This window comes from Paenibacillus sp. FSL L8-0708 (genome assembly GCF_038009325.1).
GTDB classification, from domain to species: Bacteria; Bacillota; Bacilli; order Paenibacillales; family Paenibacillaceae; genus Paenibacillus_AQ; species Paenibacillus_AQ odorifer.
The window spans coordinates 6,059,204-6,072,159 of sequence record NZ_JBBPBC010000001.1; the positions used below are offsets into that span (position 1 = coordinate 6,059,204).

Below are 12,956 nucleotides of genomic sequence, written 5' to 3' on the forward strand. Positions count from 1 at the left end.
ACTTCTAGGGTATAGGACAATAGTTCGTTTTTAAGAACTATTAAATTATACCGCGCGAGAAGTTAGTTTTCCACAAACTAAAGAACACAATATTGTAATCAATTCCCTATATAGGCTAGGATAATGACAGCCAATTCTCTTCAGAGGTAACTTCTATGCCGTTTTTTCTAAGTAAAGCCGCAGTCACGCCGTTGCCAGCGATCTTCTTCCCTTTGAACTCTCCGTTATAAATCATGGTGCTGCCGCAAGAAGGACTGTTTTCCTTGAGGACTACCATCGTGGCTGAAACCTCTTGAGCTTTTTCAAGCGTAATATAGGCCCCTTTTAAATATAGTTCTGTTACATCTGTTCCCGACCGGTCCACTACTTTTGCCGTTCCTGCAAGCACATCCTCACCATCCCCGCCGACAATTTCAGCTGGCTCTCTAGGCGTAGAGAATCCCCCTAATAATTCCGGACACACAGCAATAGCCTGATTCTCATTCAAAAGCTTCTGAATTTTCTCATCCAAACAATCCGTACCATTATATCTTACCTTCATGCCAGCTAAACAAGAGCTTACCAAAATCACCTATATGCACCGCTTTCTTCATTCATTGTGCTTCGTTTATAATAAGATACAACCCTCAACAGCCGTTCAAGCTAAGAAATATTTCGAGCATAACATGCTGATTACAAGCTGTAAACAAATCTAGCCTCAAAAACGACCGAATGGGAAGTGTATAAAATGTGCGGACGATATACAATAACAGTCACCATGGAAGAGCTAATGGTCAGATATTTTGCCAATGATTCTACCATTATCCACTATGCTCCAACATATAACGCAGCACCCATGCAGCAAATTCCGGCAGTCATTAACACAGGGTCCAGCAATAAACTTGGGGAACTGCGCTGGGGTCTGGTTCCTTCTTGGGCCAAAAATGATAAAATCGGCAGTAAAATGATCAATGCCCGGGCAGAGTCACTCCTTGAGAAGCCTTCTTTCAAGCGATTAGTAAGCTCCCGCCGCTGCATCATCCCTTCTGATGGTTTCTATGAATGGAAGGCACAGGGCAGCAGTAAACAGCCCATGCGAATCGTGATGCGCGATGGGGGTATTTTTTCAATGGCCGGATTGTATGATATTTGGATGGACCCTGAAGGTAATAAATTAAGTACCTGCACGATTATAACGACTACCCCAAATGAACTTATGGCTGAAATCCACAACCGTATGCCAGTTATTTTGAAGCCTGAGGATGAGCCTGAATGGCTAAGCCGGAGCAATCAGGACGCAACTTCGTTAATAAAGCTTCTTAAACCCTATGATCAGCATCAAATGAGAGCCTATCCGGTTTCCACTGCAGTGGGAAATGTCCGGAATAATACGAAGGAATTAATCAATGAGATATAGACAGGAGGAAGTCATATTTATAAAACACATTTAAAAAAGTGGATCGTAGCAGGGTTAGTATTTCTGAGTTTATTTAGAATTCTGTTCTTTATATTAAAAGAGGTTATCTTTTCTTATGTCACTCTCCCTGATCCCTATAACAATATTATTCAAATGGTGGGAATGATTGTCACCCTTTTATTGACACTAATTCTGACCTCGTTGTTAATCCATGAAAAAACATCTTAACCCTGCAGATTAACCGCAGAGTTAAGACCAGCGCCGCTCAATTTGAATTCTACGTCCCATCAATTGATGATACATCTGTAGAAATCTGTCTGCATACAGCTCGGAGGACAGGTTAGTCCGGATATGCCATTCTCCATTCATCCTGATTCTGGCCCGCAGTGCCGGATCATCCATTAAGGATAGAGCAGCATTCACAGCTTCATCCAGCTGCCCTCTCGTGTATATTTTTCCAGTGTGATTGTTAATGACGAGTCTTCGAACGCCGTCTGAATCTGTAGTAAGTACAGGACAACGGCACAACATCGCCTCAGCAACCGCGTATCCAAATCCTTCCAAAATCGAGGTCGAAAGGAGCAAACCTCCCGAATCACCAATAATGCTCATATAATCTGCCATTTGCTCATGAGGAATATTGGAATACGAAATTAATCGTGAAGAAATCCCTGTCTCAGCTACAAATTGATCAAAGCTTTCTTTTTGCTCTGGATCAAACAACGTATCATCCTGAAAAATCCATAAATAAAGCTCGGGATGGATCGTCAGCAGCCTTTGCCCGATTTGCAGAAATTCCCGCCAATTCTTATTCGTTTGAATGCGTCCTACCCAACCGAGGATAGGGAAACTTTTCACGGGATAATTGGTATATCCAAACTGATCGCAATCGATCGGATCATCAAAACAATATTGTGGAATGGTTGGAAATCCGCCTTTGAAAAGCGCCTGCAAATGGGTTGTTTCCGGATACAGCAGTGCATCGGTGAGCCTGTAAATGCGCTCTGTAAAATTATTAACGACCTGCTCAGCTTCATCTAAGGTACCTAAACCCTGCACTTCAAAAACAAGCGGCCCTTTATACCCAAACCCCCGAATCCGCTCTGCTAAGTTAATATCCGTACACACTACAATTAAGTCAAAAGCTTCACGAGCAAGCATTGCCCTGATCTCGTCATCACTATTGGTAATATGCGTTTGAATGTTACGGATATTCTGCTGTCCTTTTCCATGGTGTGTATACAGTAAATGGCACTCTACACCGCGAGCATATAACGCTTGGCAGCGAACTCGGTTCAGAGTTTGCATACCACCACTCGGGTTATAAAAAGTGAACAAAATCTTCATCATGATCACTCATTCGCAAATTATTTTAGGTAAAAGAGGTCTTCAACAAATCATACAAATCTGCGCTGCGAAACAGCTCATTATAATAGTGGCTTTTGGTCGAGGGGACATGTCTGTGTCGAAATCCAATCAAGCTATGATCATCCGTGTAGTAGTTGGAAATCGTATCCCCACCCGTAGTAATCAAAGCTTCCAGCATGTACTCAATATCGAGCGCTCCTATAAAAACCTTTGGACCTAAAACTATCGTAAATGGGGTGGATAGCTGCTCAATAGCACTGCAAATCGCGTGTGACTCCACAGCCCCAGGCAGCCAAGCGAACGCTGTCGCAGGATGAGGTATGGTTTCCAATAGAGCTGATGGCTGACGTGTAGTTGATAAATCCAGCACCCGGCATTCATAATTGCTATACGTTTGTTCGTACAGATTCTCTATCCTCGTTATTTCATCCGCACAAGCATTCACTACAGGATATAAAACGGTAATCATCGCCGGAATTCCTCTGCGAAACCGCGCCTGATGGCGGGTCAAATGATAGGCATATCTCCATCTACGATGATTTTCAACCGAATGTAACTGGGCAGATACACTAAAGGTAGAATCCACACGATAATTCACCAGTTCCACCGGTATAAAGCGAATCTCACAATGTTCAGCCAGTCTCAGCCAGTAATCATAATCTTCCACCGGTTCCATTCCATAGGCTCCAACAAGCTTCGCAATCTGTGTTTTGTACATAAAAGATACGCCAATGAGCGAATAATCCAGCAATCTCTCTTTGGGCTGTGACTGATAATTACGCTGCGTAGCCAATTGATGTTCGTTGTGAAGAAACTTTCCCTCGTTATCGATGCTTTGAAAAGAACTGAACACGATGCCTAACTCCTGTGGACCTCTAACTAGCGCCCCCCGAAGGATTTCGAGGAAACGGGGTTCATAAACATTGTCGCTGGAAACCCAACTCAAATATTGAATACTGGGCTCACTAAACAAAAGATCAAAGCCAGTATTCAGTGCATGTGCTATACCCCTGTTCTGTGCGTAAGAGATAACCGTTACCCTCGGATCTTCGACAATAATGGATCTCACGAGCGGTTCCATATCTGGTGCTCCATCGATCACAACAACCAGCCGAAAATTGGTAAAAGATTGGTGTAGAACAGACTGCAGAGCTTGCCGCAGAAACTCCGGCTTTTGGGTATACACAGGCATAACTACTCCTACATCCGCCATGATTTTTACCTCTCTCTACATTGGAGTATAAAATCAGTATATTTTGATTCCTCTCATATGATTGTGTGAATGCCCCTAAAATACTTTATTGCGCCTAAAAAAGCAGCAATCGCCCTATTTCTTTCAGCGACTGCTGCTTAATGGTCTAAACGTTACTATTATATAGGGATAGATAATGCCGTAATCTGCGTCAATTCAGATTGAAGCACTCGCTGATCAGTAACTAGATTTCCGAACTCGTCCAGCCCATACACGGAGGTAACTACTTCTGCCAAAGGAAAAGGACTACTAATTTGTACCTCGTAAGCCAAATTGCCCCCAATGAAAAACTCTCTAATATCAGAACTCTTTGCAGGAACGTAATACCCTGTGACATAAAGCGGAGTAAGAGCTGGCATCGAATATGGAACACCAAAAACTTCGACGATCATCATTGCACTCGCATTACTTGTGTTACGAACACTGACTACTACATTACTTGCTGCAGTACCAGTTGCTCTTGTATTTGTAATAAGACCTGTTGTATAAGGCATTTCCTCACTCCTCCTTTTGGTTTCTATCAACTTATTCACCAGGAAGCCGATAGTTGTGAGGCAAGAGGAAGGGGAAACTCGTGGAATAACAGCCAATTAGACAGGTAGAAGATTATATTGATATCATTTCCGTTCCGCTTTGAGGATATGTCGGCGGGTGATTTCTGCCTTCTTATAAACAAAAATAAGTACAAATGTTCGCATATAAAGAATAATAGTGTTAAAATAAAGTTATACTATTCCTAAACTAAAGCCTAAGGAGTCTTGCCTAATGAGTCAAAGAGTCGCTTACAATGAAGTTGCACCTGAGGGTATGAAAATCATGATGGATATGGAGATGTACACCAAAAAATCTACGATTAATCGGACTACAAGAGAACTTATCAAAATCAGAGTTTCTCAAATTAACGGATGTGCTTTCTGCATAGATATGCATACATCCGAAGCTCGTAAAATGGGTGAAACCGAACAACGAATTTATTGTTTAAATGTTTGGGAGGAATGTACTTTTTATACACCTGAAGAGAAGGTTGCTCTAGAACTAGCTGAGCATATTACGCTGATCCCTTCCAAAAGAGTTCCGGATGAGCTATATAAACAAGTACGTGAACATTACGATGAGAAACAATATGTTGATCTTGTGCTGATTATTAATCAAATCAACAGTTGGAACAGAATTTCTATTGCAATGGGAAATACCCCCGCAGCACAATAATTACCCCCAAAGAACTCCTTAGGGTGTTCTTTTTTTCTCCGCTCCGTACGTTCCACGGCTCCGTTGATATATGAATCATCTTATTAAAATGCCCTGCCAGTATATCACTAGCAAGGCATTTTTTTATGCAATCGTGTTGGGTTAGTTCAATAACAATTGCTGATTTTAGTACTCTCTTTTATTTCCCTTCTTTACGTATTCCCACTCAACCTCAACATTTTTCCTAACTCTTTGCAAAAGTTGAAACAAGACTTCCGTTTCTTTTTCAGATAATCCTGCTAACGCAACCAAGTCAGTATGGTCCCCTTCTCTCTTTAGAAAAGAGTAGGCTTGTTTGCCTTTTTCAGTTGTGAATAACCTTTTTATTTTTTTGTTCGTTTCATCGTCTTTCTTTTCAATAAAACCTTGGATTTCAAGCTTCTGAATCGCACGTGCTGCTGTTGTTCGGTCCACCTTTATCATTTCCGACAGCTTTTCTTGAATAATGCCCGGATTCTCATATATCCGGACCAGATATAAATACTGCCCCTTTGTAAGCTCTAATTCCTTGAACTCTATATTACTTATGGAATCTAATGCCCTCGCTATCATTCCAACTTCACGAAGGATCTCTTTCATTCAATCACCTACCAGTTCCAATAATGTTGTATTTACAACAATATTGATTGTATATATACTTATAATTGTCGTTAATTCATTATGACGTTTTTCCTAAAAAAAACAAATACAGAATGGAGTAAGCAAGAATGAATCTTAAAAGAATTACACTAATCGAGGAACTTGAAGCTGCATTTTCAATCAGAAAAAAAGTATTTGTTGAGGAACAAGGCGTTCCCCTTAATGATGAATTTGATGAATTCGATACACTGAATGGAGAATGTGAACATGTCCTGGCCTATTATGATGGGCAACCAGTTGCCACAGGAAGGATCCGCGTTCTTGATGGTATAGGTAAGTTAGAGCGTATTTGCATCCTAGAACCTTATCGTAAATTTGGAATTGGGAAAAAAATTATTTCTGCATTAGAAGAGATCGTGGTGGAAAAGGGACATCAAAAGGTTAAATTGCACGGGCAAACTCAGGCGGAGGGCTTCTATAAGAAACTTGGTTATCGGGCTTCATCTACTGAATTTATGGAGGATGGCATCCCTCATCTTTTAATGACTAAAGATCTTTCTGCTTCAAAAGAATGAAGAAGTTTAGTGTAACTACGTTTTCCATTTTCACTTGCGGGATTTTCATCTTAACCCTAGGCGTTTCACTAACAATAATCTCTGACCTTGGAGCGTCACCTTTTGATGCACTTTTAGTGGGTCTATCCAAAAATGTCGGTCTTACAGTAGGCAGTTGGGAAGTGCTGATCGCATGCCTATTGATTGGATGTAATTCATGTTTATCCAAGCAAAGACCAGAATTATTAGGGCTGGTAACTGCATTCATAGCAGGCTTAGGTATTGATATGTGGCTTTTTTTGTTTAATAATCTGATCGAGCCTAATCTGTGGATCAGTAAAATTGCTTTTTATGGTTTAGGCTTAATCGCAATTGGATTAGGTACATCCATTTATTTATACGCAAATTTCGCACCGATTCCAGTGGACCGGCTAACATTAGTACTGCAAACGATAACTAGGCTTAGTATACTATTTACTAGAACAATCATTTATCTTGTTTTCTTATTTGCCGCCATTATTTTCAATGGGCCTATTGGGATTGGCACTCTACTTACCATTTGTTTAGGCGGATTAATTCTTAATTACTTTATGCCACTTACACAGAAAGCCTTGGACCGATTGCTACAACATATAATAGCGAACTCCGCTAAAGAAACTTGATATATACAACAAACCATAATCTTATCATTGGGAGTGAATAATTTGGAGATTAGAATCGATAACTTAACCGGAACCGAAATCATAGCATTGATCAGTGAACATCTTCAGAGCATGTTTGAGCAATCTCCCCCAGAGAGTGTACATGCGTTGAATTTAGATAAATTAAAAACACCTGAAATCACCTTCTGGAGTGCCTGGGAGCAGGGCGAACTCTTAGGTTGCGGTGCTCTTAAAGACATGGGTAGCCATCATGGTGAAATCAAATCCATGCGTACTTCTACCAAGCATCTTAGAAAGGGCATTGCATCTAAAATGCTTGCCCATATTATTAAAGAAGCTAAGCAACAAGGCTATCGGCGGCTGAGCTTGGAAACCGGATCTACTGAAGGGTTCGAAGCGGCTAGAAAACTATATGAACAATATGGGTTTGAATACTGTAGTCCGTTTGCAGATTACATTGAAGACCCCTATAGTGTTTTTATGACGAAAGAATTATAAGTACTGTAGAGGTGCTAACTTGACTACTAATCAATGGATACCGATTCTCGCAGCGTTCATCGGAGCCTTTTGCTGCTGGATTGCGCTCCTTAATAAACGTAAGAACAAATAGAATCACAGATAATAAAAGATAAAAAAAGACTCCCAAATGGGAGCCTAAGGTTGACACATTATTTTTTTTGGAATGTATTTCCAAATCTTAAATGTAAAACATGTAATTGTCAGCCAAACTCTCTTCTTTGTAGTTAATCAAATCATAAAGTGTTGTGGAATCCAGCACATCGGCAATACTGTCGCGAATACGCAACCATAAATCCCGTTTCGCTGCATCGTCCTCTTCCGTGAAGTCTACAGGAGAGATAGGACCCTCCAGCACACGGATGATATCACCGGCAGTGATAGCATTCGCCTCACGCGACAAAATGTATCCGCCATATGCTCCACGAATACTTTTTACAAGTCCTGCATTGCGCAGAGGAGCAATTAGTTGCTCCAGATAATGCTCGGAAAGACCATTTTTCTCAGCGATACTCTTAAGTGAAGTTGGTCCTTCACCAAATTTCAGTGCAAGCTCCATCATAATTGTTAGTCCGTAACGACCTTTGGTTGATATTTTCAAAGGGGCACCTCTTTCAGTTTAATGTCTGATTATTGTATACTATTGATTCGGCAAGTCTTTTGATTGTCATATCAAGGTATTCCGATAATTACTCTCAGTTTATGTTATCATATCCGAAGTCACAAATGAAATGGAAAACAAAACATTTTACGAGAATGTTCACCCCAGGTGGACATTTTGTTGTTTCCAGTCTCTTATTTCAGAGGTTTAGAGTAGACAGGTATGTTATAATACATTTTGAGCCGGGTGTTCCATGAATGACCGGTATTTTGGGTACAGAAATGGTGATTACGATGACAAAAGCAAAACAAGACACCCGTGTCGTCGTCGGCATGTCCGGAGGGGTCGATTCCTCCGTCACGGCGCTTCTGCTCAAGCAGCAGGGCTATGACGTCATCGGCATCTTCATGAAGAACTGGGACGATACCGACGAATTCGGAGTATGTACGGCCGAAAGCGATGCAGAGGATGTTCGCCGCGTATGCGAGCAGATTGATATTCCTTACTATACCGTTAATTTCGAGAAGGAATACTTTGATAAGGTATTTTCTTATTTTCTCGATGAATATAAGGCCGGCCGGACGCCAAATCCTGACGTCATGTGCAACCGCGAGATTAAGTTTGGAGAATTTTTGAACAAAGCTCTTCAGCTTGGTGCCGATTATGTCGCAACTGGACATTACGCACGTGTTATAGAAGAAGATGGTGTGTACAAGCTGCTCCGCGGCGTAGACAACAATAAGGATCAAACCTATTTCCTGAATGCACTGGGGCAACATCAACTCTCTAAAACAATGTTCCCTATTGGACATCTGCCGAAACCTGAAGTGCGGAGAATTGCTGAAGAAGCAGGACTTTACACTGCCAAGAAAAAAGATAGCACAGGCGTCTGCTTTATCGGCGAGCGCAACTTCCGCGAATTCCTCAGCCAATATCTCCCGGCACAAGCTGGCGATATGGTTGACATAGTAACTGGAGAGATCAAAGGCCGCCACGACGGACTTATGTATTACACGTTAGGCCAACGCCAAGGCCTTGGTATTGGTGGCTCTGGCAACGGCGAACCGTGGTTTGTAGCTGAAAAAGATCTTAGCCGCAACATTCTTTATGTAGTACAAGGAGACAAGCACCACAGCCTGTACTCCACTAGCCTGATTGCTTCCGGTGTTAACTGGATTGACGGTCAAGCGCTTGGGCAAGAACCGCTGAAATGCACCGCCAAATTCCGGTATCGCCAGCCAGATCAAGGCGTGACCCTTACAGCGCGTGAAGATGGAACGATAAATGTAGCCTTTGATGTTCCACAAAAAGCGATCACACCTGGTCAAGCCGTTGTCTTCTATCTCGGCGAGCAATGTCTCGGCGGCGGAACGATAGAATACGCGGAGAAGGTTGTTCCTTCAGCACAAGTGTGAATGTAACCCAAGTTTCTATAAAAGCTTGATCTACAAGTAATCGTAGTAACTCACAATATCTAACTAACATACCAAAAGCACGAAATAGTTGTATTTAATACAGCTATTTCGTGCTTTTTTATTTCTTTTTGGGTTTTAGTTGCACATTGTACAGTTAAACTGAGCTTATATCTTAATAAGTATCCATATACTGATAAATAGTTGTATGAAGTGCAATTAAATTACGTTGACGCGGCTAGAGCCTATTTTAGTTGTAGGAAATACAATTAAAATGGACATGAAGCCACAATTAGTCGAAGTGCAGTCGCTAACCAGCCAATAACAAAAAAAGCCCCAGCCAAATAGCTAGGGCTTCCCTCATTTAGACTTTAAGGCTCAAGTCCCCATGCTAGAGCACCATTCAAGTACAACGGCACATGATTCCATTCCGTGTAAGATGTTTTGGTAGGATCATACGAGTAGTCTCCAACCTCGTTGTAATTGCTCCAGTCCGTTTTGTTGACCCGGATCTGGATATCACCCGTGTTGGCTCCCGGTGCAAGACTGCCTGCACCTGCGCCGAAGGAGATTTCTAAATAATAGTCCGCTCCAGTTTTGGCAGGGTCTACCTTCACGAATGTTCCCTGTATATTACTTCCACCGATGTTAGCATAGTCAACATTAAATTGTTGAGGTTTATCGCCATCAATCGTGTAATAATACCGCAGCTTTACATCGCTAAGCGCTACAGCCGTATCCCCATTGTTAACAATTTGCAGCTGCGGGCGGAACTGATTATCACCCGGATTGGTATCACTTGTCCGGTACTTCACCACCAAATCTCCTTGTGCCGGAATCGGTACATCCATAGGCTTGGCGTGAACCTCAGGCGAATTCGGGCTCTCTCCAACCACGTTGGAAGCACTAACTACATAGTAATAATCCGTACCGTTAACCACGGAAGTGTCACTGTAAGTAGCTTGAGTGACAACAGCCACATCGCTGTAAGGGCCACCAGTTGTTGCAGCTCTTTTCACAGTATAGCTTGTAGCTCCAGTTACGTTGTTCCAACTAAGATCTACAACTTGGTTACCAGCGATCGCACTTGGTTTGGAAGGTGCTTTTGGAGCTACTGGCTCCGTAGGCACGCTGCTGTTGATCAATCGATCGTATTCTGCATAAGCAGTTGCCATATCTACTTGCGACCAGAAGCGATGGTAGGTAAATTCAGGGGCTCCATTGTCCCAAGTTTTAGTCACTTTATTAAAAGAAGTATTGTATTTGTCCAGCAGATATTGCCACTTAGAGTCATTTACGATATTTGGACGGATATCGGTATAGCTTGCATATACCCCATTTCCGCCTTTAGCAGGATCGGAAGGCACTGTTGATGTACCAGGGATTGTATTTCCTTGGCCGAATGTACCTGTCCAGCCGCTTGGGAAATAGACTTCTTTAGTGAAATAGCGAGAATAATCTGCACGGCTTTCGGTAGTTGCAATACCAATTCCATCGTTATAACCCCATGCCGTGTCTAACAAAGATTTAGCCAGTACCTGTGCTTCTCCTCCCAGAGTACTGTAGCTGCCATGTTCAGCTTTGGTGCCAGCCGCATAGAAGGTAAGTGCCTTAATATAGCTGCCCAGTACACCTGTATCTTGGCTTGGACTCTTAGTTACGGCTTTCAGGTTATTGTTTGCAGTAGAACCACTGAAGCCATTCCAAGTATTAGGTTGTCCTGTCCATTCCACATTACCTGGAATCCAGAATTCTCCTGGTGCAGAGACTGTAGCCACTTGCGGATTGGCGCCTCCAAGAATTCGATTTCCTTGGCTGTTCAGATAGTAACCTTCAGCATCCGTAACTGGACGTTTGTTGGCAAAAGCATAATCTTTAGACCAATCTACCCAATTTTCTATAACTTGTTTTGCCATTTGGAAGTTTTCAGATGTAGTGTCTCCGTTAGAAGCGAGGATATAGTACAGCTCTGCTACCCGCTCCACACTCCATGCCTGCATTCCGAACCAGTTATTGGATGGAGGATCGTGGTAGACTGGAGCTTCGTCATAGGCCATGCCATAAAAAGTACTGGTTCCAGCTGGATAAGCCTTGTAGGCGCCTTGATAACTATTGGTCGCTCCACCGGCAATTGCCCCTTCAGAGGACTGCAGCCAAGTATAAAATTCCAATTGACGTTTCAGAGAATTTTCCCAATCCTGCCCAGCTGTAGCTGATGACGGAATCAGACCACCATCCGAATCAGAAAGTGCGTAGGCAGCCACGACATTCTGATACCCTTGGTGGGCATGGCTCGCACCGATTCTCCAAGCCCAGTTTCCTGTTGCTCCAAGTCCACCGCCCCATGCGGTATACCAAGCCAGAAGATATTGATTAGAGTCTTTGCCAGTCCCGGCATCAGGGGTGCCGTCAGTAGCAGCACTCCCTACTTTTTGGAAGTATTTATCATACATACCGTAACGCAGGAAATCGCCCATTTTCTTAGCTTTATTCAAATACACTGTATTGTTGTAGCCGAGCTCTTTAGCCCAGTACATTGCTTGTACTGCCCGTGCATCGGCATCTGTAGCATTCGTGTAACGCCATTGAGCGGAAGGCACGTTAGCTTCTTTTGTGAACAGACTCATGAAGCCTTCGTTTGCTTTTCCGAACGTTTTGTCATCTTGAGAAGGGTGAGGGACCGCCTCCCAAACGGACTCTTGTTCACCCCGTTGGAATGTATTTACATAAGCGGCTGTATGCGTAGGATTCAGCAAGTTGCCGAAGCCTTACCAGTTGTCCACGTCTACCAGCCAGTGCATCAAGTAGGTCTGGTTGTTGCCATACGTCGCCTTCAATTCAGCATCTAGCGGATCTTTACCTGCTGTATACTGGCCACCTAGCTGACTTGGATACTGATCCGGCTGAGCATGCTCCGCTGCATACGTAGCCGGGCTGTTCGGATTGTAATAACTCATGGTTGGCTGCTCTTCCTTGCCATCACCTTCGTTAATAGGGATGATATACTTCTCCATGTTGTCCCAAGCGGATTCCAGCTTAGTCCAGTCCCCTGTGTGATAACCATAGAGTACCTCAAGCCACATCCAATAACTGTAAGCTTCTGAGGTCGTCATATGTCCGTAATCAGGGGCTTCACTCATCAAGGTCTCTACCGCATGATAAGGTACTCCTTCGGCAGAGAAATAACCATTTGCGGGGTCTTTTAGCTGCGCATATAATTGCAGAAATCGCGTCTGCTCCGTAGTTGAAGCGTGAGCAGTCTGAGGTCTAAAATTAAATAGACCGGTCATGAGTGAGAGAAACAGGACTGCGGCCATTATTACAGAAACAGGCTTCTTTATTAAGCTCAATTTCATCATCTTAGGCAA

At 42.8% G+C, this 12,956-nt stretch carries 12 protein-coding genes and 1 pseudogene; 6 read left to right on the top strand and 7 right to left on the bottom strand.

Translation table 11 applies throughout. The annotated features are described in order from the left end of the window. Nucleotides 1–115 precede the first annotated feature (115 nt). Nucleotides 116–571 (bottom strand): DUF523 domain-containing protein, encoded by a 456-nt coding sequence (locus NYE58_RS28585; RefSeq protein ID WP_076129681.1) that lies wholly within the window; start codon nt 569–571, stop codon nt 116–118. A gap of 156 nt (nt 572–727) precedes the next feature. On the opposite strand from NYE58_RS28585, the gene NYE58_RS28590 reads away from it, so the two are divergent. Next, complete coding sequence (locus NYE58_RS28590; RefSeq protein WP_076277225.1) at nt 728–1,396, top strand: SOS response-associated peptidase; 669 nt, start codon at nt 728–730, stop codon at nt 1,394–1,396. A gap of 249 nt (nt 1,397–1,645) precedes the next feature. Here NYE58_RS28590 and NYE58_RS28595 read toward each other — a convergent pair whose 3' ends face one another. The 3 genes from NYE58_RS28595 to NYE58_RS28605 form a co-directional block, all read right to left on the bottom strand. Further along, complete coding sequence (locus NYE58_RS28595) at nt 1,646–2,746, bottom strand: glycosyltransferase family 4 protein (protein ID WP_341003624.1); 1,101 nt, start codon at nt 2,744–2,746, stop codon at nt 1,646–1,648. 22 nt (nt 2,747–2,768) lie between these two features. Beyond that, complete coding sequence (locus NYE58_RS28600) at nt 2,769–3,977, bottom strand: glycosyltransferase family 2 protein (protein ID WP_076185497.1); 1,209 nt, start codon at nt 3,975–3,977, stop codon at nt 2,769–2,771. A 158-nt stretch (nt 3,978–4,135) separates the two neighbouring features. Continuing rightward, complete coding sequence (locus NYE58_RS28605) at nt 4,136–4,510, bottom strand: hypothetical protein (RefSeq protein ID WP_076129677.1); 375 nt, start codon at nt 4,508–4,510, stop codon at nt 4,136–4,138. A gap of 271 nt (nt 4,511–4,781) precedes the next feature. Between NYE58_RS28605 and NYE58_RS28610 the strand changes: the two genes are divergently transcribed. After that, nucleotides 4,782–5,225 (top strand): carboxymuconolactone decarboxylase family protein, encoded by a 444-nt coding sequence (locus NYE58_RS28610; protein WP_076179371.1) that lies wholly within the window; start codon nt 4,782–4,784, stop codon nt 5,223–5,225. 165 nt (nt 5,226–5,390) lie between these two features. Here NYE58_RS28610 and NYE58_RS28615 read toward each other — a convergent pair whose 3' ends face one another. Continuing rightward, nucleotides 5,391–5,843 (bottom strand): MarR family winged helix-turn-helix transcriptional regulator, encoded by a 453-nt coding sequence (locus tag NYE58_RS28615; protein ID WP_076105880.1) that lies wholly within the window; start codon nt 5,841–5,843, stop codon nt 5,391–5,393. 128 nt (nt 5,844–5,971) lie between these two features. Between NYE58_RS28615 and NYE58_RS28620 the strand changes: the two genes are divergently transcribed. Genes NYE58_RS28620 through NYE58_RS28630 form a run of 3 tightly spaced genes read left to right on the top strand, consistent with a single transcriptional unit; the run spans nt 5,972 to nt 7,557 of the window. Next, nucleotides 5,972–6,418: a GNAT family N-acetyltransferase gene (locus NYE58_RS28620; protein ID WP_076129675.1), complete on the top strand. Its 447-nt coding sequence runs from the start codon at nt 5,972–5,974 to the stop codon at nt 6,416–6,418. Beyond that, nucleotides 6,415–7,059 carry a YczE/YyaS/YitT family protein gene (locus NYE58_RS28625; protein WP_341003626.1) on the top strand — a complete coding sequence of 215 codons (645 nt, stop codon included), beginning with the start codon at nt 6,415–6,417 and terminating at the stop codon, nt 7,057–7,059. Before NYE58_RS28620 ends, NYE58_RS28625 begins: the two co-directional genes overlap by 4 nt. A gap of 42 nt (nt 7,060–7,101) precedes the next feature. Then, complete coding sequence (locus NYE58_RS28630; RefSeq protein ID WP_076179368.1) at nt 7,102–7,557, top strand: GNAT family N-acetyltransferase; 456 nt, start codon at nt 7,102–7,104, stop codon at nt 7,555–7,557. Between the two features lie 199 nt (nt 7,558–7,756). Here the strand turns inward: NYE58_RS28630 and cymR are convergent, their stop codons facing one another. Next, nucleotides 7,757–8,176: a cysteine metabolism transcriptional regulator CymR gene (cymR, locus tag NYE58_RS28635; RefSeq protein WP_036677599.1), complete on the bottom strand. Its 420-nt coding sequence runs from the start codon at nt 8,174–8,176 to the stop codon at nt 7,757–7,759. Between the two features lie 293 nt (nt 8,177–8,469). Here cymR and mnmA point away from each other — a divergent pair, with 293 nt between their 5' ends. Beyond that, nucleotides 8,470–9,591, top strand: a complete 1,122-nt coding sequence (gene mnmA / locus NYE58_RS28640) for a tRNA 2-thiouridine(34) synthase MnmA (protein WP_076129704.1) — start codon at nt 8,470–8,472, stop codon at nt 9,589–9,591. A gap of 368 nt (nt 9,592–9,959) precedes the next feature. Here the strand turns inward: mnmA and NYE58_RS28645 are convergent. Beyond that, nucleotides 9,960–12,944: pseudogene (locus NYE58_RS28645) on the bottom strand (glycoside hydrolase family 48 protein). Nucleotides 12,945–12,956 lie beyond the last annotated feature (12 nt).

Bases quoted from the DNA above. Each gene is read 5' to 3' on its own strand.
- NYE58_RS28590 (WP_076277225.1), top strand. From the start codon at position 728: ATGTGCGGACGATATACAATAACAGTCACCATGGAAGAGCTAATGGTC.
- NYE58_RS28595 (WP_341003624.1), bottom strand. From the start codon at position 2,746: ATGATGAAGATTTTGTTCACTTTTTATAACCCGAGTGGTGGTATGCAA.
- NYE58_RS28600 (WP_076185497.1), bottom strand. From the start codon at position 3,977: ATGGCGGATGTAGGAGTAGTTATGCCTGTGTATACCCAAAAGCCGGAG.
- NYE58_RS28605 (WP_076129677.1), bottom strand. From the start codon at position 4,510: ATGCCTTATACAACAGGTCTTATTACAAATACAAGAGCAACTGGTACT.
- NYE58_RS28610 (WP_076179371.1), top strand. From the start codon at position 4,782: ATGAGTCAAAGAGTCGCTTACAATGAAGTTGCACCTGAGGGTATGAAA.
- NYE58_RS28615 (WP_076105880.1), bottom strand. From the start codon at position 5,843: ATGAAAGAGATCCTTCGTGAAGTTGGAATGATAGCGAGGGCATTAGAT.
- NYE58_RS28620 (WP_076129675.1), top strand. From the start codon at position 5,972: ATGAATCTTAAAAGAATTACACTAATCGAGGAACTTGAAGCTGCATTT.
- NYE58_RS28625 (WP_341003626.1), top strand. From the start codon at position 6,415: ATGAAGAAGTTTAGTGTAACTACGTTTTCCATTTTCACTTGCGGGATT.
- mnmA (WP_076129704.1), top strand. From the start codon at position 8,470: ATGACAAAAGCAAAACAAGACACCCGTGTCGTCGTCGGCATGTCCGGA.